General features: G+C 45.9%; 16 protein-coding genes. All 16 read left to right on the top strand.

What is annotated here, in order from left to right; translation table 11 throughout:
• The first annotated feature begins 17 nt into the window (after nt 1-17).
• The 16 genes from LOR49_RS16220 to LOR49_RS16145 all read left to right on the top strand — a co-directional run bounded on the left by LOR49_RS16220 (nt 18) and on the right by LOR49_RS16145 (nt 20,218).
• Nucleotides 18-1,643 (top strand): amidohydrolase, encoded by a 1,626-nt coding sequence (locus tag LOR49_RS16220; protein ID WP_240378000.1) that lies wholly within the window; start codon nt 18-20, stop codon nt 1,641-1,643.
• A gap of 290 nt (nt 1,644-1,933) precedes the next feature.
• Nucleotides 1,934-3,511 (top strand): zinc-binding metallopeptidase family protein, encoded by a 1,578-nt coding sequence (locus LOR49_RS16215; protein WP_240377999.1) that lies wholly within the window; start codon nt 1,934-1,936, stop codon nt 3,509-3,511.
• A gap of 27 nt (nt 3,512-3,538) precedes the next feature.
• Complete coding sequence (locus LOR49_RS16210) at nt 3,539-5,071, top strand: BCCT family transporter (protein WP_240377998.1); 1,533 nt, start codon at nt 3,539-3,541, stop codon at nt 5,069-5,071.
• 437 nt (nt 5,072-5,508) lie between these two features.
• Nucleotides 5,509-6,783 (top strand): MFS transporter, encoded by a 1,275-nt coding sequence (locus LOR49_RS16205; protein WP_240377997.1) that lies wholly within the window; start codon nt 5,509-5,511, stop codon nt 6,781-6,783.
• A complete protein-coding gene (locus LOR49_RS16200) occupies nt 6,773-7,393 on the top strand; it encodes a flavin reductase family protein (RefSeq protein WP_240377996.1) in 621 nt (206 codons plus the stop codon). The genes LOR49_RS16205 and LOR49_RS16200 overlap by 11 nt, the downstream gene beginning before the upstream one ends.
• A gap of 277 nt (nt 7,394-7,670) precedes the next feature.
• A complete protein-coding gene (locus LOR49_RS16195) occupies nt 7,671-8,690 on the top strand; it encodes an LLM class flavin-dependent oxidoreductase (RefSeq protein ID WP_240377995.1) in 1,020 nt (339 codons plus the stop codon).
• Nucleotides 8,691-8,934: 244 nt separating this feature from the next.
• Complete coding sequence (locus tag LOR49_RS16190; RefSeq protein ID WP_240377994.1) at nt 8,935-9,696, top strand: tyrosine-protein phosphatase; 762 nt, start codon at nt 8,935-8,937, stop codon at nt 9,694-9,696.
• A 209-nt stretch (nt 9,697-9,905) separates the two neighbouring features.
• Entirely contained in the window at nt 9,906-10,421 is a 516-nt protein-coding gene (locus LOR49_RS16185; RefSeq protein ID WP_240377993.1) for a winged helix-turn-helix domain-containing protein, read from the top strand.
• Between the two features lie 710 nt (nt 10,422-11,131).
• Nucleotides 11,132-12,952 carry a polysaccharide biosynthesis protein gene (locus LOR49_RS16180; protein WP_275899712.1) on the top strand — a complete coding sequence of 607 codons (1,821 nt, stop codon included), beginning with the start codon at nt 11,132-11,134 and terminating at the stop codon, nt 12,950-12,952.
• Between the two features lie 537 nt (nt 12,953-13,489).
• Entirely contained in the window at nt 13,490-14,377 is an 888-nt protein-coding gene (gene galU, locus LOR49_RS16175; RefSeq protein WP_240377991.1) for a UTP--glucose-1-phosphate uridylyltransferase GalU, read from the top strand.
• Nucleotides 14,378-14,509: 132 nt separating this feature from the next.
• Nucleotides 14,510-14,917: a prepilin-type N-terminal cleavage/methylation domain-containing protein gene (locus LOR49_RS16170; RefSeq protein ID WP_240377990.1), complete on the top strand. Its 408-nt coding sequence runs from the start codon at nt 14,510-14,512 to the stop codon at nt 14,915-14,917.
• Nucleotides 14,918-15,446: 529 nt separating this feature from the next.
• Complete coding sequence (locus LOR49_RS16165) at nt 15,447-16,577, top strand: DegT/DnrJ/EryC1/StrS family aminotransferase (protein ID WP_240377989.1); 1,131 nt, start codon at nt 15,447-15,449, stop codon at nt 16,575-16,577.
• On the top strand, nt 16,574-17,203 hold the full coding sequence (locus LOR49_RS16160) for a sugar transferase (RefSeq protein ID WP_240377988.1): 630 nt from the start codon (nt 16,574-16,576) through the stop codon (nt 17,201-17,203). The genes LOR49_RS16165 and LOR49_RS16160 overlap by 4 nt, the downstream gene beginning before the upstream one ends.
• Nucleotides 17,204-17,223: 20 nt before the next feature.
• On the top strand, nt 17,224-18,033 hold the full coding sequence (locus tag LOR49_RS16155; RefSeq protein ID WP_240377987.1) for a sulfotransferase family protein: 810 nt from the start codon (nt 17,224-17,226) through the stop codon (nt 18,031-18,033).
• 26 nt (nt 18,034-18,059) lie between these two features.
• Entirely contained in the window at nt 18,060-19,124 is a 1,065-nt protein-coding gene (locus LOR49_RS16150; RefSeq protein ID WP_240377986.1) for an aspartate aminotransferase family protein, read from the top strand.
• A gap of 35 nt (nt 19,125-19,159) precedes the next feature.
• Nucleotides 19,160-20,218: a lipid II:glycine glycyltransferase FemX gene (locus tag LOR49_RS16145; protein WP_240377985.1), complete on the top strand. Its 1,059-nt coding sequence runs from the start codon at nt 19,160-19,162 to the stop codon at nt 20,216-20,218.
• The last annotated feature ends 104 nt before the right edge of the window (nt 20,219-20,322 follow it).

The following is a 20,322-nucleotide window of genomic DNA, read 5'->3' as shown; positions in this document are numbered from 1 at the left end:
AACAGGAGGGACAGAAAGTGAAAAACCAATATACGTTATTTTATGGTGGATCCATTTTGACGATGGAGGAAACAGAACAAGTGGAAGCGGTAGCGGTGGAGAATAATAAAATAATCGCGGCCGGCTCCCTTGCCGAATGCCAAGAGAAGTTGAAGGGAGAAAATGTCCAGGAAGTCAATTTGGAAGGCTGCTGTTTAGTACCAGGCTTCGTAGACCCCCATGCCCATTTAATGATGCTCGGCATGTGCCATACGTGGGTGGATCTCAGCTACCCGGCTGTGAAAAGTATTGACGATATCGTCGAGCGACTCTCCAAACATACCGCTATGTTAAAAGACGGCGGAATTATCCGAGGGTTTGGCTTTGATCAGCGGACGTTAAAAGAAAAACGTTACCCGACGGCGGATGACCTCGACCGGGTCAGCACAGACTATCCCGTACAGATCATGCATGTCAGCGGTCATTCGAACGTCGTGAATCATCATTTCCTCGAGCAGCTCGGGGTCGATAAAAATACGGAAGATCCAGAGGGCGGCGCCTTCGGGAGAGACGAAAACGGAGAGCCGAACGGCCAATTATATGACAGTGCGAACGACTTCTTTGCGAAAGCGACCGGTGTCGTTGTTGGAAATAACGGACCGAACATCCATATGCCAGACACGACCGAGAATCTGTTGCAATTAGTAGAAGTCGGGCAACAGCAGTGCCTCGCAGCGGGTGTTACCACAATCAATGACCCGCAGGTAACGAAGCAGGAGATGGAATCCTTTGACAGCGCCAGAAAAAACGGTCAGTTGAAAATGCGGATCGTGATGTCCTTTTTATCTACGTATTTAGATGAGCTCATTGAACTTGGCTTCCGCTCCGGATTTGGTGATGAACAGCTTCAGATCGGGTCGATTAAATTTTACGCAGATGGTTCTCTAAACTCCGGGACCGCTTACTTATCTTCGGGATACGGCGACAGCGACCGGACGCAAGGTTACTTATACCACGAGCCGGATGAGTTTAATGAAATGTTTGTGAAAGCCCATACGCAAGGATTTCAAACGATTACCCATGCGCAGGGAGACGGGGCGATTCAATTAGTTATTGACGGCGCGAGAGAATCGCAAAAGCAAGCACCGCGCGACGATGTGCGCCACCGCATTGAGCACTGCGGCCTGCCGGACCGGAAACAAATTAACGACATTGCTGAGCTCGATCTCTGGCCTGTTCCGCAGCCGCAGCACGTGTACCAGTTTGGCGAAGGGGTCGTCAACGCCGTCGGAGATTACGGCAAGAATTATTCCCCATACGGCTGGTTTAAAGAAAAGAACATCCCGATTGTTCTGTCATCTGATGCTCCGGTAGCACCGCCGCATCCGCTGTTAGCCATCTACGCCGCGGTCACCCGGAATACGTTGAAAGGAAACGTCGTCGGCGACGAACACCAGATCACACTCACGGAAGCACTAAAAGGCTATACGATTGAAGCGGCGAAAGCCATTCACCGTGAAAACGATATCGGCTCCATTGCAGCAGGGAAATTCGCAGACTTTGCGATACTATCCGAGAACCCTTACGACGTTGCAATCGAAGAAGTAAAAGACATAAAAGTTAACGAAACCTGGATTGCCGGCGAAAAAGTACACACCAACTGATCTTAGTTGGCAACTCCACAGCTGTTTAATCGAGAACAATTCGAAAATAGGATAGAGCGGTTGATTTTCACTCCAGGCGGACGCTTTCACTTGCGGGTACTAGAAGGAAGCCGCCTAAGTTCCCCACGTCCTGTGGGAACGGCGGCACTAGCACATCCTGTGCGTCGGGATTCGCCGCCTTCCGTTCCAATCAACTAAATTAGCTTTTTTAATGAAAGTGTGTATTTAAAAAATTGTTCGCATGTGCATTTTGCGAACGAATGGAATTCATTAATAATGAGGTGAACGTTGTGACAGAGGAAAAAAAGCAAGTAATGGAGTGGGTTACGGAAAATAAGAACCACTTATCGGACTGGAATCAAACGATTTGGAACTACGGGGAAACGGCTTGGCGGGAGTATAAATCAGCCGCTTGGTACGTGGAACGTTTAAAAGAAGAAGGGTTCACGGTGGAGGAAGGGAGCGGCGGCATGCCGACAGCTTTCTGCGCCACGTGGGAAAACGGCGAGGGACCGATCATTGGCGGGTTTGCAGAATACGACGCCGTTCCCGGTAATTGCCAAGCCGCGGATACGGTGGAACGCCCCCGGGACGGCTTAAGTAAACACGCAGGCGGGCACACGGATCCTCATTCGGCACTCGGCATCGGGTCGCTCGGCGGATTTTTAGCCGCCAAGGCGGTCATGGAAAAGCACAACATAAAGGGAAAATTGAAGTTTTTCGGAGAACCAGCTGAAAAACTACGAGGTTCGAAGCCGATTCACGCCGCCAAAGGATATTATGACGACCTGGATGCAGCCATTAGCTTCCATCCTTTTTACATGCTGCCGCTCTGCAATACAACCCGCTGGGACACGCACTGTGCAGTCGCGTTCTCCGTTATGTATACGTTTACGTGTGACGAACCGGAAACGTGGCTTGCATCCGGTGATGACTCGCCAATCCCTGCCTCCCACGCGGCAGCCCGGGCGCCCGGTGCCACTGATGCCGTCGTAAATATGTACAGCATGTCGAAAATGTCGAAGGAGCACATGCTGCCGAACAATATGGGATGGTCGATGAATGAAACGATCCTCAATACCGGACAGGCCACGGCAGACAACATTCCGGGACAGATGGGGCAGATCTACTACTTTATCCGTGTCCCTGATATTGAAATGGCAGAAAAAGTCGTCCATGTCCTGGACAAGAACGCCGAAAGTGCCGCCAACGCTGCGCACTGCAAGTGGGAACGGAATTGGATTACAAAGTCGCGGACCGGGCTTGCGAATCACACGATGGCGAAAGCAACGTATGAAAACCTGGAACTCGCAGGGGCTCCTAAGTTTGAAGGAGAGGCGATCAAGCGCGCCCAGGAAATTCAGAAGAATCTCGGCCTGGAAGTCTTGGATAAACCCTTTATCGATGAAATTGAAACATTGATCCCGCCGGAAGAAGCAGAAAAGAAACTGCGTAACATGCTGCCGGCCTGGCAGGAACATTTCACGTCGGATGATTACACGGAATACTGCTGGCATGCGCCAACTGTCCGCCTGTACATCGGAAGGCCGGCATTAAAATCACCGAAACCCGGCTATGCGTACCCGGCCTGGGTGATGAACGCGCTCGGCGGTATGCGCGAGTGTATAGATCCGATGATCGAAAGCGCCTCCAAAACAGTCGGCATGACCGTCATCGATTTACTGACGAAGCCAGACTTGTTAAAAGAAGCACAGGAAGAATTTAAGGAACGGACCGGCGGCGGAATCGGCGGCAGCAACTGGGTAGAACCGCTTTGTGATTACGAACCGCCGATTCACTACCGCTGGCCGGAATACGTCACGACCGTACGCGGGAAAGATCAGTGGGTCATCCCCGCAGAAGAATAAAAATTTACGCAAGAAAGAGAGGGTTCTATGGGAAAAAATAGTGTCGTCATCGGTTCACTCATCGTCACCTTTATATTTGTAGCCTTCGGAATTATCGCTCCTGAAACATTGGGAGCGGCTTCCGAATACATTCTCTACACCTTTATTAGTGAAAACTTCGGTTGGTATTATATGCTTATTGCTTTTGCATTCGTCGTTATCTGTTTATACGCGGCTTTCTCAAAATACGGAAAAATCCGCTTAGGAAAGGACAACGAGAAACCGCAATTCAGCCGCTTTACATGGATTGCGATGCTCTACAGCTCGGGACTGGCGATCAGCCTGTTTTTCTGGGGAGTGGCGGAACCGGTTCTCATGTACATGGAGCCGCCATTTGGTGACGGCCAGACGAAAGAAGCAGCCGAGACCGCGATGCAGTACACGTTCTTTCATTGGGGGCTGCATAGCTGGGGGTCATACTCCATCATCGGTTTGTTAATGGCTTACTTCCAGTATCGGAAAAACACACCGCCATTGATCAACCATACGCTGCAGCCGTTACTAGGGGAGAAAGCATTCGGTCCTATCGGAAAACTCATCAACATCATTGCGATTTTTGCGGTCATCAGCGGCATTACGACATCCCTAGGTTTGGGTGTCAAGCAGATGGGGGCCGGCTTTGATTACGTATGGGGAATCAGTAACACACCGGTGAACCAAATTATCGTCATTCTTATTCTAACCGTCATGTTTATCCTGTCTGCCAGTACGGGAATTGAACGCGGAATTAAGTGGTTGTCCAATATTAATATCGTCATTGCGTTACTCATTATGGTATTAATCTTTGTACTAGGGCCAACACGCTCGATTTTTGAAATCTTCGTAAGTGGCACCGGCGACTACTTGCAGAATTTCTTAGGCATGAGTTTCCACTTAGAGCCATTTCTTGATAATTATACGTGGCAAGCCGGCTGGGATTTCTTCTATTGGGGCTGGGCGATTAGTTTCGGCGTATTTGTCGGACTGTTTATTGCCCGTATTTCACGAGGCCGGACGATCCGGGAATTTATCTTCGGCGCGATGCTCATTCCAACGCTCGCGACAATCATCTGGTACTCGACAATTGGTGGAAGCGCTCTCTACAATATCGTCAACCTCGGTAACAATGAACTAGCGAACCGTATCCTTGAAAATATGGACACCGCCCTGTTTTATTTCTTACAGCTCTTTCCAATGAGTCCGATCCTGATCGTGATGACGTTTATTTCCTTAATCATCTTTTTCGTCACATCAGCAGACTCAACCGTATACGTATTAGGGATGTACAGCGAAGAAACGACGGAACCTTCTAATCGAAGCAAAATCATGTGGGGCGCCGTTATCGCCGGAGTGGCCATTGCACTCTTGTTAAGCGGAGGATTAACCCCGCTGCAAACCGTGTCAGCTGTAGCCGGACTTCCGTTTTCGATCGTAGTGATCCTGATGATTATCTCCTTCTTCAAATCACTACGGCAAGAAGAACTCGAATCCACGACCCCTGTCACGCCCGTCAAAGAAGAAAAACTTCGCAAAAAATCGTAACACCAGACGAAAAGAGAGTTCTCCCCCTCAACATGAGAGCGAGAACTCTCTTTTTTTCTAGAAGATTTGGTCTTATGGAGCGTTCAAAAGACCAATTCAGCCTTACTCCTGCTTGATATTGGTCTTAAGGGGCGTTCAAAAGACCAATCTCGTCCTGCACCAGCTCAATTTTGGTCTTATAGAGCGTTCAAAAGACCAAACCGGTCCTGCACCAGCTCAATTTTGGTCTTATGAAGCGTTCAAAAGACCAATTCCGCCCTGCTCTAGCTCGATTTTAGTCTTATGGTACGTTCACGTCGTATGTCGAAGAGCTAATTTGAGAAAAATCAGTGCATGGATCGCTGGGAAATGAAAAAATTCCTCGAATCAAGTAAACTAAGAATAGCTTGAAAAATGCAACTAGCGGGAGAGGTCTCGCGGAGGAAGGGTTTTCAGCTATGGTGGATACAGAGGGAAGGGAGGGGATGCGCGCATCCGCAGACCGCAGTCCGTGGCAGATGCTCGGGTGGCTATTGTTTACGCAAGTACTTGTCGCGTTTGTCGGCCGCAGCATCGCGCCGCTCGGGGTGTTTATCGGAGCTAGTTTGTCGCTCTCCAACGCGCAGATCGGGATGCTGCCGGCGGCCTTGTTTCTCGGGCAGATCGCAGTCGCGATTCCGTCGGGAGCCCTCGTCGACCGCTTTGGCTCCCGGGCGCTGCTGCTCGGGCTTTCGCTCTGCCTCGGTCTCAGTTTTATCGCGGCGTCGTTCTCGTCTAGCTTCCTGCTCGTGCTGCTTTTTTTCATGATTGGCGGCTTCGGGTACGGGGCGATGCATCCGACGTCGAGCATCGGGATCCTGAATTGGTTCGAACGGCGGAAGCGCGGCACGGCGATGGGGATTAAGCAGATGGGCGTGACCGCGGGATCAGCGCTTGCCGCCCTTCTCCTCGTGCCGCTGTCGGCCGCGATTGGCTGGCGCCCGGTCATTCTCGGCGCCGCTTCCCTCCTCGTCGCAGCCGGCCTCCTTAGTTATGTCCGGTATCAGGACACGGCAGCGGTGAAAAGGGAGACCAAGGGAAAAAAGAAACCGGGCACCAGCGAACGCCGGGGTGCGGCATTTTTTCAGATGGTAAAAAATCGTGCGCTCGTGTTTGTAAGCAGCGGGGCGATCGGTTTTAACATCGCGCAGACGTCTTTAAACACGTACGTCATTATTTACGCCAATCAGGTGCTCGGCATGTCGATTGCCGCGGCGGCCGTCCTCCTCGTGGTTTCGGAAGTAGGCGGTTCGATCGGGCGTGTTGCCTGGGGCGTGATCAGCGACCGGCTTTTTCATGGAAACCGGATGATACTGTTAATGATGATTGCGCTCATTTCCGCGGCCTGCGCCGTTGTCATGGCGCTGTTTCAACCGGGCGTGCCGTTTATCGCCGTTGCTGCCTTGATTTTCGTGTTCGGCCTCTGTGTCTCTGGTTTTAACGGGCTGTGGATGAACGCGGCAACCGAAGTGGTTCCCGCCAAACAAGCAGGAATCTCGAGTGGCTTCAGCGTCAGCGTCGGGTCGCTCGGCATGGTCGTCGGTCCCCCGCTTTTCGGGCTGACGACCGACATGACCGGTGCGTTTACCGCCGGCTGGTTCGCGCTTGCTGCGGTCCTCGTGCTCACCGCCCTGCTTTTTTTACTCATACAACTAACGATTCATTCGGAAGGAGAAAAAAATCATGCCAGCTAAAGATGCTCATATTTTCAACCCGGAACAATTAGAAACGCAACAAATGTACAAATTACTCATCGGCTCCGTCGTCCCGCGGCCTATCGCGTGGGTGTCGACGAAAAACAAGGACGGTCTTCTGAATCTAGCGCCGTTCAGCTTTTTCACCGTCGCTTCCCGGAAGCCGCCGACCTTGCTTGTCTCGATCGGCCCCGGTGTCCAGGAGCGAAAAGGCACGGTTAAGGATACGCTCACGAATGTTCGCGAAACGGAAGAATTTGTCATTAACGTGGTGCCTGATGCGCTCGCAAATAACATGTACGAATCATCGCTTCATCTCGCACCCGAGGTCAACGAGTTTGAAAAAGCGGGGCTGACCCCGGAGCCGTCTGAGACGATCAGCGTGCCCGCGGTCCAAGAATCCCCGATCGCGTTTGAGTGCAAGCTCGACCGCATCATCGAAGTCGGCACCGACCATCTCGTGCTCGGCCAAGTCCAGCGCGCCCGCGTCGACGACTCCGCCTACCTCGGCAATTACAAAACCGACATCGCCAACTGGGAGCCGCTCGCCCGCCTCGCCGGTGACTATGCGAACATCACCCCCGCCTTCCGCCTGCCAAAAAACGAATAAGGGAACAACGAGAGAGGGAGCGCCGACGATCAGCTTCCTCTCCTGCATTATTCGGCAGTAGAGCGGGAGGGGGCCGGTGGATTGGTTAGGGGGCCGTGCTGCTCCTCCATGAAACCAAAAAGCGTAAGAATGCCTGAAAAACGTGTCTCATGCAAACCCCATGAGCGACGCTACGCCGCTTCCAGAAACCAAAAACCATTTCAATGGCTGAAAACCGTGTCTCCTGAAAAGCACAGGAGACAGAAAAAACAACTACCTAAAAGGAGGGTCACGTTTGATGAGAGTGAGTATTTTGGATCAAGCGCCGGTTTCGGCGGGGCAGTCGGCGGAGGAGGCGCTCCGGGAATCGGCGCGGCTTGCGCAAGTCGGAGAGGCACTCGGCTACACGCGTTTTTGGATGACGGAGCATCATGATCTGCCGGGGCTCGCGTGTTCGGCGCCGGAAGTGATGCTTGCCTACATCGGTGCGCAGACGAACACGATCCGGCTCGGGACGGGGGCGATGCTGTTGCCGCACTACAAGCCGTACAAAGTGGCGGAGGTGCACCATATGCTCGCGACGCTGTTCCCGGGACGGATCGATGTCGGCATTGGACGCGCGCCCGGCGGTTCCGCGGAGGCGACGAATGCGCTTTCGGATAATTTTCTGCAAAACGTCTTTCGCCTGCCGGACCTCACCGCCGAGCTCCTGCAATTTCTCGATGACACCTACGAGCCCGCGAATGAGCACGCGAGCTTATCCGCGTCCCCGCTTCCGGCAATCGCGCCGGAGCCGTGGATGCTCGGGACGAGTGAAAAAAGTGCCCGCCTCGCCGCGGAGCACGGGATGGCTTATGCCTTCGGGGCGTTCATGAGCGACAGCGACGGAGCGGACGCCATCGCTGCGTACAAAAAAGCATTCCAGCCGCGGCAGGCCGACCGAATCGGTGCGCGCACAGCCAAGCAGCCTGATACGCTCGTCACCATCAACGCCATTTGCGCGGCGACGGCCGAAAAAGCGGAAGACATCGCGCTTAGCTCCCTCATCGCTTCCTTGGAGAGAGACGAAGGGGCTGGACAAAACGGCCTCCCGTCGATCGAAGCCGCCAAACAATACAAGCTAACACCGGAAGAAGAGGAAAAGCTTGCGAAACGAAAAGAGCGTCTCACCTACGGCGATCCGCAAACCGTGGCAAGACAGCTCATCAATATCCAACGAAAAACCGGTGCGGATGAAATCATGATCAACACCCACACCCATTCACCCGCCGATCGGATCACATCCTACACCCTCATCGCTGAAGAGCTATTATCCTAAGGCATATGACACAGGAAACACCCAATTTTCCGACAATTCCTCCTTATTATAAACAAATGACAAAACGATCGACAATAATCTATCGAACTAGACATTGTTTTTAGCAATTAATTTCCAAAAACGGTTACATATTGAACCATTTCATGCTAAAATTTAAGCAATTACGTTTAGGAATATAGCACCAATAGGAAGATGTTAGTCTGTGAGTCTATCGGCGGTTATCGAGAAGGGGGGAGGGGCGTGGATGATTGATATCCATACTCACATATTACCGGGGATTGACGATGGGCCGGAGACGGAAGAAGAAGCGGTGAAGCTTGCCGAAGCGGCGGCCGCAAATGGCATCCGTACCGTCATCGCGACTCCTCATCACCGGAATGGGGCGTTTACGAATCCCGGGGGCGCGGTCACGGCCCTGGCCCACAGCTTTAACAAAACGCTCGAACAACTCGGCGTACCGCTTCACGTACTCGCAGGGCAGGAAATCCGCATTCACGGCGAGTTTCTCGAGGAGCTCCGGACAGGAGACGCGATCGGCCTGAACGAAAGCCGCTACGTCTTCGTCGAGTTCTCCTCGGTGGAAGTGCCGGCCTATGCGCGGCATCTGTTTTACGACGTGCAGATGGAAGGGTATGTCCCCATTATCGTGCATCCCGAGCGGAACAAGACCTTTGTCGAACGCCCGGACGAGCTCTACCGCTTTGTGAAAAACGGCGCCCTCACACAGATTACAAGCCACTGCTTAACCGGACGGGCCTCGAAAAAGACGAACCAGTTTGCGAAGCGGTTACTCGAACATCACCTAACCCATTTTATCGCATCGGACGCGCACAACACAAGAGCGCGCTCTTTTAATCTGCGGGAAGCGTATGCGGCGCTGACCGACGAATTCGGTGCTTCCTACACGAATCTCTTTCAAACGAACGCGACGCGCCTCGTCGAGAACAAGCCGGTTGTGGCAGAACCACCGGAGCGTATAAGGAAGAAGTTTCTAGGCCTTTTCTAAGGAAAGGAGACTTTGACCCTATTGACCTTCTTCCCAGTCAAGCGTATATGTTGTGAGTTTTTACATCACGATACTTCGATTTCCAATCGTTACGACAACTAAACATGATTTTTCATAAAAAAATATGTATGAAACATGTCCAGAAGCACTGCGTTTCATAGGAGGCGAGCGGCTACAGAGGGACAACTTCAACAGGGACGGTGAAAAGGATGCTCGAGCATCTCATTACATCTAAAACAAGAATTCGAATGCTGATTAAGTTTTTCACTCATGAAGGGACCGAAGCGTATTTGCGAGAGCTCGCAGCAGAATTTGGGGACTCAACGAACGCGGTGCGTGTCGAACTGAACCGTTTTATGAATGCCGGCCTCTTGTGCCGCACGAATGTAAAAAACCGTAAAGTATACCGGGCGAACACAACGCATCCCTTTTTCGCAGATATTCAATACATGGTGAGACGCTACATCGGCTGGTACATGTTCCAGCAACTGTACGTGCAAGAAGACCCAGGCATGAAAGCGATCTACCTATGCGAAAAAAAGGACAAGCCGGACGACTACGCCTACATCATCGTGCAAGACAGCGACAGCAAGGCGCTCTCACACGAGAAGGACGACTCGTTTTGTGTCAAAACGCTAACGAGTACAGAAGTGGAAAAATTGCAAAAAGAAAACAGACCGTGCTTTCGCATCTGGACGAAACAAAACGATACAGTCATCTGTTAAAGAGGGGAAGCAGATGATCTTCTACGGTAACAGTCGTTACACCGTTATCATTACGAACACTCGGCCGTGCTGTGGGATTTTGGATCCTTAGGCGCTTGTCGCCACTGGTGCGGTGTGAGGAGAGGTTAGATGCCTCTATATACAGCAGCAGTTGGTGCATGCCAACTGTTGCTGACTATTATTCATCACTACCTGCTAGAATAATAAAGCGTGTTTTCTCATTAGCGAACAAGCGTATTGTTCGTTAATCAGAGAACGCGCTTTTTGTCTTATTTACAATAATAATGTCACCGCGTATACATCGCAGCAGTTGCATACACTTCGCTTTCCGCGGGCAACGCCTCAGCCTCCTCGACCTGCAGTGGCAGGTCTGCGGGGTCTTCGGACTGTTGCTTTTCCCGCAGGAGTCTCGTGTATGTCAACTGCTGCTTAAGTACGGACAATTATATCAAATAATGTTAATCATAAATAAGTACAGATAGCTGTTGATTGCAACGGAAGGCGGCGACTCCAGCGGGAATAGCATGAGTCTTGGGACCCCCGCAGGTAGCAGGATTAAGGGTCAAAGGCTAAAGACGCCACGTCCTGTGGCAACGCCTTTGTGACCAACATCGTGTTGGCCTGAGGAGGACTCAAGCCATGCCTGCGGAAATCGTCCGCCCAGAGCGAACGTAAGTCTATGTAAAAAACATAAAAAGGAGGTGGCTGTGTTGACGTATGGGAAACGGTTGCTTGGGTTGATGGGGATTGATACGGTGATTGTGATGACGGCGGTGTTTATGGGTGGCTATCTTATTTATAATACAGCATATATTGAAACGCCGATTATCTTCGCAAGTTCGCTGACGCTTGTTGTGTCCCATCATATTTTTGCTCATTTCTTCAAGCTCTACAAGCGCGTATGGCAGTACGCGAGTATTAGTGAATTAACAGAGATTTTCAAGGCGGTTACCTTGTCCATCGGTACGACGGGGGTGATGCAGCTTGTGGTGTTTGGGGCGCTCCACAGCCGGACGCTTCTCATTACGTGGATGCTGCACATTCTCTTGATCGGCGGCTCGCGCTTTGCCTGGCGCATCTTCCGGGATACGTACATAAAGCCGGCAACTAACAAAAAACGGACGCTCCTGATCGGGGCGGGCAGCGCGGGTACAATGATTGCACGGCAGATGCTTCATAGTAAGGAGAGTGAACTGTGGCCGGTGGCGTTCGTTGACGATGACATCCGCAAGCAGCATCTCGAAATTATGGGCATTCCGGTCGAGGGCACGGTGAACGACATCGAACGCATCGTCGAACAGGCAGCGATCGAGCATATCATCATCGCGATTCCTTCGTTAAAGCAGCCCGAGCTCCAGCATATTTTCGAAGCGTGTCAACAGACGAAAGTGCGCACCCAGATCCTCCCGCTTATGGAGGACCTGTTAACGGGCAAGGTGTCCGTTAACCAATTCCGTGACGTGCAAGTGGAGGACTTGCTCGGCCGGGAACCCGTTGAACTCGACATCGAGGAAATTGCCGACAGTCTTACCGGAAAAGTCGTTCTCGTCACCGGTGCCGGTGGTTCGATCGGCTCCGAAATCTGCCGGCAGATCATGAACTTCGACCCGGCAAAGCTTATCCTGCTCGGCCACGGGGAGAACAGCATTTATGATATCGAAATGGAATTAAAAGAAACAACGAATGCTACCGAGCTTGTCACCGAGATTACGGATATTAAAGATGCGGCGAAAATAAACATCGTGTTTGAACGCGAACGGCCGGACGTTGTTTTCCATGCCGCTGCTCACAAACACGTGCCACTCATGGAACGAAACCCGGAAGAAGCGGTGAAAAATAACGTCTTCGGGACGAAAAACCTTGCCGAAGCCGCCGACATGAACGGGACAAGCACCTTTGTTATGATCTCAAGCGACAAAGCCGTGAACCCGACAAGCGTCATGGGGGCGACGAAACGCATTGCCGAAATGGTCGTCCAGCACATGGACCGCATCAGCCCGACGAAATTCGTCTCCGTCCGTTTCGGAAACGTCCTCGGGAGCCGCGGCAGCGTTATTCCGCTTTTTAAAAAGCAAATCCAGAAAGGCGGACCCGTCACGGTTACTCATCCTGAGATGACGAGGTATTTCATGACAATACCGGAAGCATCACGCCTTGTCATCCAAGCCGGAGCCCTTGCGAAAGGCGGCGAAACGTTCGTCCTCGACATGGGCGAACCGGTGAAAATCACCGACCTTGCCGAGAACTTAATCAAGCTCTCCGGCTATGACATCGACGACATCGGCATCACCTACTCCGGCATCCGGCCAGGGGAGAAAATGTACGAAGAACTGTTAAAAGACGACGAAGTCTACCCCGAACAGATTTACCCGAAAATCCACATCGGGAAGACACCGGAAATCAGCGAAAGCCACTACAGCGACGTACTGGAAAACTACTCTACTATTACTTCGGAAGAATTACGGGAACGTTTAGTGAATATCGCGAATTTCAAAGAAAAAGAAGAAAAGATGCTTACGGAAATGGGGTAGGCGTCCTAAAGTGAATTGCTACAGGCGGATGCTTTCTGCGGGCAACGCTTCAGCTTCCTTCGTGAGAAAACCACTCACTACGGAAACTTACTTCCGCAGGATGCGGTGGCTTCTGCGTTGCACACAGGACGTGTGCGGTTTTAGCAGAAGTTCCTTTGGTGCTTTTCCCGCTAGAGTCACCGCCTTCCGCAATTCACACAATGATGAACCATTCTATAAGTAATATGATTCTAAGATTCGAATATTAAACTTCGTTATAATTATGGTGGACCGTCTAGTTGATTTCCACTGCAGGCGGACGCTTTCCGCGGGCATGGCTTGAGCCCTCCACTTTCGCTTCGCTCATTGTGGAGGTCTCAAGACTCATGCTATTCCCGTCGGAGTCGCCGCCTTCCGTTACAATCAACCAAATTAGTGTTCTTTGTTAACAAATAAAAATATACATTTTGCTTAATTGTTCGGGTATGCAGCTTGGAGTAGCATTTGTGTAATTCATTACTTTAAAAAGGAAATTATAAAGAGTCAGGGGAGAAGGGTATGGGAGTTAGGAAGGCGATTATTCCGGCGGCGGGTCTTGGGACGCGTTTTTTGCCGGCAACGAAAGCGCAGCCGAAGGAGATGCTGCCGATCGTGGATAAGCCGACGATTCAATATATTGTCGAGGAAGCGATAGCGTCTGGTATTGAAGACATTATCATCGTCTCCGGCCGCGGCAAACGCGCGATCGAAGACCATTTTGATAAGTCATACGAACTCGAAGAAACACTACTCAAGAAACAAAAAATGGACATGCTTGACGAGGTCCAGCGGATTTCCGCACTCGCGAACATTCATTATATCCGTCAGAAAGAACCGAAAGGCCTCGGGCATGCGATCCACTGCGCGAGCCGTTTTATCGGCGATGAACCATTTGCTGTCTTGTTAGGAGATGACATCGTCAAGTCCGAAACGCCTTGTCTGCGGCAGCTGATCGACGTGTACGAACGCTATCACGCCTCGGTCGTCGGCGTCCAGCAAGTACCCGACGAAGACGTATCCAAATACGGCATCGTCGCACCGAAAGGAAACGCCATTCAAGACGGCGTGATTCACGTACAGGATCTCGTGGAAAAACCAGCTCTCGCAGACGCACCGTCCAACTATGCTGCCATGGGCCGCTACGTCCTGCGACCAGAGATCTTTAACATCTTAGAAACACTGCCGCCAGGTGCCGGCAACGAAATCCAGCTCACCGACGCCATCAAAGAACTCAACCAACAGCAAGCCGTCCTTGCCTGCGAATTCAGCGGAACGCGCTACGACACTGGCGACAAGTTCGGTTTCATCAAAGCAACCATCGACTTCGCCTTAGAACGAGAAGACTTAAAAGAAGACATTCAAAGCTACCTTCAAAGTGTAGTCGGAACGGAACTAGTGAAGGAATAAGGAATGACACCAAGAACAACAACAAGAAAATATGCCTCCTTAAAGCAGTGACTAGATGAACTGCTTTAAGGAGGGCTTTTTTTGTTGCAACGGTATATTTTGGAAAATGTACTGTGAAAGTGGTTAGTCAAAGTGAGAAAATATGTAATAACCGCACACTACATCTGCAAAAAATGGATAAGAAAAGTTGAACCAGACTCCAAAGCAGGCTTTAGTCTCGTAGAGGTATTAGCGGTAATTACCATACTTGCAATTTTAATAACCATTGGTGTGCTGTCCATGAAAGGACCGATTGAGGAATCGAAAAGAAAAGTATGCGAGCACAATAGATTTCAGATTGAGAACAACTATCATACCTACTTACAATTGGAGGACAAAGATCATACAGATCCATTGTTTATTCAGTTCATACACGAGCACTATACTGAGGAATTATGTCCAGAAGAAGGGACCATTCATTATATGGATGAAAAAGTTCATTGTACTATTCACACGGAAGAGGAGAATAACAATGAAGAGAACGATGTACCCTTTTTATAACCATTAATGGCAGATTTCAAAAATAACTGCTTACATGTTGTCTTATAAGCAGTTATTTTTGAATGGTGTAAAGGAACTGACTATCGTAGTTAGATTGAGTGCTAGAAACTTTGCGGGATAAGGGTTTTGGGCGTTTTTAGTGAGATTTATAGATTGATTGACTGACGTATATAATAGGAAGAAAATCGGTTAAAGGTGCTAGAAATGTTAATATCTAGTTCGCATTTGTTAGGTAGACTGAATAGATATTACGAGGTGAGTATCGAAAATCGATAACAAAGCACAATATATAGTGTTTTTGTGTGATTTTGTACAAAAAATACCACATGTTGATTTTGGTTCTGTGTAAAATGGATGAAAAATAGGTTGCTATATTATTCAAATGTTGCATACATGCAACGAGGTGGCCATCAGATATGGATAACATTTGTAGTGGTTTAGAAGTTATTTGGAGTAATATTTAAGGAGATTCCAAGTAAGTCCTAATCTACTAAAGAAACTACCTAATTATAGGAAGGAAGACTTGAAGATGGAGAAAACAAAAGTAAACGAGAGAATCTTTCTTTCATCACCACATATGAGTGATGAAGGTTATGAAATGCAGTACGTACAAGAAGCTTTTGATACAAACTGGATTGCTCCTTTTGGAGAAAACGTAAATGAATTTGAAAAAGAACTAGCTACTAAAGTTGGTTCTAAGTCTGCTGCTGCTCTATCTTCTGGTACTGGGGCTATTCATTTAGCATTAAGAGCAGCTGGTGTTGGAGAGGGGGATATCGTTTTTTGTCCTACACTCACTTTCTCAGCAACAGCTAATCCAATAATATATCAAAATGCTAGCCCTGTTTTTATAGATAGTGATTATGAGACCTGGAATATGTGTTCTAAAGCATTGGAAAAAGCATTTAAGGAATATCCAGAAGTAAAAGCGGTAATTGTTGTCCACCTTTACGGTCTTTCTGCAGATATGGATAAGATAATGGAGATTTGTAAGCAACATGATGTAACTGTTATAGAAGATGCAGCAGAATCATTAGGTGGTTACTATAAAGGACAGCACACAGGAACATTTGGTGATTATGGTATCTTCTCTTTTAATGGGAACAAAATTATTACTACCTCTGGTGGTGGGATGCTAGTTTCTAATAATGAAGAGAAAGTTGCAAAAGTGCGATTTTGGGCAACTCAATCAAGAGATCAAGCGAGGCATTATCAACATAGTGAACTAGGTTTTAACTACCGTATGAGTAATGTTGTTGCTGGGATTGGGCGTGGACAACTTAAGGTTTTAGATCAGAGAGTCAAAAAGAAACAGTATATTTTTGAATTTTATAAGAGAGAACTTAGTGACCTTGACGGTGTTGAATTCATGCCTGTTAATGAGTGGGATGAACCAAACTATTGGTTAAGCTCTATGACTCTTAGTGGAAAAGTAAGGCCAATAGAAGTTATGGAAGCTTTGGAAGCTGAAAATATTGAAGCAAGGCCGATTTGGAAACCGATGCATTTGCAGCCGTTTTTTGAGAAGTATGACTTTGTTGGTACAGATGTTTCAGAAAAGTTATTCGAGACCGGTATTTGTTTGCCTTCTGATACTAAAATGAAAGATGACGACTTAATAAGAGTTATCAATAATATTAAGGGGTTGTGGTTAAGGTGAGCAGTTTATCAAAACGGACTTTTTATGTAAAGTTTATAAAGAGAGTAATAGATTTGATACTTTCAATACTAATACTTATTTTATTAATACCATTATTAACGGTTATTAGTATTATTATAAAGTTAGAGTCGAAAGGTCCAATATTCTTTACCCAAGATAGAGTGGGGGAGCATAATAGAGTTTTCAGAATTTACAAATTTAGAACAATGATAAATAATGCAGAAAATATAGGCACAGGACTGAAAATAAGTGGAAATGATCCAAGAATAACTAGAGTAGGCAAATTTCTAAGAACAACTAGTATAGATGAATTGCCGCAAATAATTAATATCTTAAAAGGTGATATGAGTATAATTGGACCTAGACCAACAATCAAGAAGGTTGTTGAGCAACTCTCAGAAGATGGTAAGAAACGCCATGTGGTAAAACCAGGAATTACTGGTTTAGCACAAGTGAATGGAAGGCAATCACTTAACTGGTCTGAGAAAATCAAATATGACGTTCAATATGTTGATAGTCTATCCTTTAAACTAGATATTAAAATACTTTTTCTAACTATACTTGTTGTTCTCAAACGAGATGGAGTTCATAAAAAAGAGATTTCTAATCAATATAAAAATTTATAATATATGGGGGGCAATTCTTAATGTTTAAGGATATTATTTCTATTCATGGTGTCCCAAGGTCGGGTACTACTTGGCTAGGACAAATCTTGAATTCTAGTGATAAAGTTAGATATAAGTATCAACCTTTGTTTTCATATGCTTTTAAAGATGCAATTAATGTTAGAAGTGCCAAGGAAGAAATAAATGAATTCTATAAAAAGTTATATTATTATGAAGATGATTTTTTGGATCAAAAAGGTCAAATTGCAAAAGGATATTCGCCAAGCTTTAAATATAAAGATGAAAATCCCCCGATTTTAATGACCAAGATGGTGAGATACCATTATTTAATTCCTCAATTGCTTAAGAATCTAGAGAATATAAAGTTTCTTTTTATTGTAAGAAATCCATGTTCTGCTTTGAATTCTTGGAGAAACTCACCAAATGAATTCCCAGCAGATATAGACTTTAATTCTGAATGGAGGTTTGCGCAGAATAGGAATGAATTTAAGCCCGAAGAATATTTTGGATTTGAAAAGTGGAAAGAAGCAACAAAAATCTTTTTAGAAATGAATGAAAGATATCCTAATAAGGTGCTCATCATTAAATATGAAGATTTAGTCAAAGATCCTTTGAAATTCATAAGGGAAATATTCGAGTTTTGTAACCTGGAGATAAAGGAAGAAACAATAAGTTTTTTAGAACAGTCTAGAACTCAATTTCATAAAGACCCTTACAGCGTGTTTAAGGGGAAAGTTGATATCGAAAAATGGAGAGAACAACTAGATAATAATATAGCCATGAAAATATACGATGAATTAAAGGGATCTGAATTTGAAGAATTCCTATAAACTATTTGGTTAATAAGAGGTGATGTATGGAGATAGGTAGTGAATTTTGGCTTAGTAATATAGCCGAGGAAGCTAACGGGGATCTACCACTTTGGCTATCCGAATATAAAAATTTAGTATTAACTTCTTCAGCTAGAGGTGCAATATCTTTACTGCTACAACAAGTAAATCCTCAGAAAAAAACTGTTTTATTACCAGAGTATATATGTGAATCTGTAATTCTACCATTTGTAGAAGCAGGATATAAATGTTATTTCTATGAAATTAATGAGGATTTATCACCAAATATAGAGTCTATCAAATCCTTTAACACGGTTGGTGTATTTCTCCATTTGGGGTACTATGGTTTTCAAACAAATTGTAATTTAAATGATGTGATTAGACACTTAAAAAGTCAATCAACCATAATTGTAGAAGATATTACACACACACTTTTTTCAAGTTTTAATAGATATCAATCTAATGACTATTTTATAGCTAGCGTTAGAAAATGGTTTGGTATCCCAAGTGGTGGATTTATAGCATCCAATAAGAAGCAAATAAAATATAATTTATCGTTAAATAAACCCTTTATAGATTTAAGAACAAAAGGTTTGATAACAAAGGGAAATTATATGAAAGACATTAACAAAGCCGAAAATGCTAAGTCACAATTCTTGGCGCAGTTTACTGAAGCAGAGGGAATGTTAGATAAAGATGTAAAACCATATTCGATAGACATTCTGTCTAAAAAGCTGATTAGCTCGCTTGAAAAGGATGAATTAGTAAAGAAGAGAAAAGAAAATTTTGGCATTTTATTGAAAGGACTTTCTGAAAAAGATGAAATAACAACATTATTTAAAGCTCTACCCAAGGATGTTTGCCCAATCTTTAAACCAATATTAATAAAAGGTGATAGAGATTTAGTAAGAAAAAAACTAATTAGTAATAAGATTTATTGTCCAATACACTGGCCGATTCCTAATGTAGTACGCAAAGATAATTTTAAAAATACGCTTGGGATATACAACACTATTCTTTCAATTCCTTGTGACCAAAGGTATGGAGAGGAAGACATGAAACGAATAGTTTCAGTTATTCAAGACCTGTGATCCTATTGAACCAAAAGAATTGAGGAAGTGAATATATGTTATCAGTTATGTCACTAAATGAATCAGAAAAATGGGATGATATAGTAAATAAATTTACAAACTATGATGTATATTATTTATCGGATTATACACGTGCTTTTGAAATACATGGAGATGGAAAACCACTTCTGTTTTATTTTGAAGACAGTAATATCAAAGCAATAAATGTTGTAATGCTAAGGGATATTGGGAAGGATTCTAACTTTTTCGGCAGAATTGATCTGAATTCTCATTTTGATGTATCTACACCTTATGGTTATGGTGGTTTTATTATAGAGGGAGAACCTTCAAATAGCTCTCTAGCAAAACTTGATTCGGAGTATAGGGAATATTGTGTTAATAATAATATAGTTAGTGAGTTCGTCAGGTTTCATCCTCTTTTAAATAATTCTAATAATATGGATTACATCTATGATGTTATTAAACTAGGAAAGACTGTAACTATGAAGTTAGAAACGACTGAACAGATATGGAGTAGTCTGACAGGGAAAAATAGGAATGTAATTAGAAAAGCAAGAAAATCAGGAGTAGAGATTTTTTGGGGGCGTAATTGGCAATTATATGAACAGTTTATTGACATGTATGAGGCGACAATGGATAAGGATAATGCAAAGGATTATTATTACTTCAATGAGGATTTCTATAAGAGCATTCTTTATGATCTAAAATATAATTCTTTAATTTTCTATGCTGTTCTAGAAGGTAAGACCATAGCAATGTCAATGATACTATTTTCGAATGAAAAGATGCATTACCATTTATCAGCTACCTATAAAGAATATTTAACTTACGCTCCAACAAATTTATTACTATATGAAGCTGCTTGTTGGGGGGCTGAAAATGGGTTTGAAACTTTCCATTTAGGTGGGGGCTTAGGTGGAAAAGAAGATAACCTTTTTAATTTTAAAAAAGCATTTAATAAGAATTCTAATACTAATTTTGCAATAGGTAAGAAAATATTTGACAAAAAGAAGTATGATGAATTACTAAAAATTAGGAGTGTAGAATATAGTTTTGACAAAAAGACTGAATTTTTCCCAGTTTATAGGGGATGAGTTTTCATCCTATTATAGATTTTACACTTCAGCACTTTTGTACTCATTATATTTTTAATGACAATTTATGTAATATATTCAATAAAATGTATCAGGGGCGGATT

The organism is Bacillus piscicola (assembly GCF_022458745.1).
Lineage (GTDB): Bacteria > Bacillota > Bacilli > Bacillales > Marinococcaceae > Alteribacillus_A > Alteribacillus_A piscicola.
The sequence above is the reverse complement of the archived record's forward strand: the minus strand, read 5'-3'. Positions and strand labels throughout refer to the sequence as shown.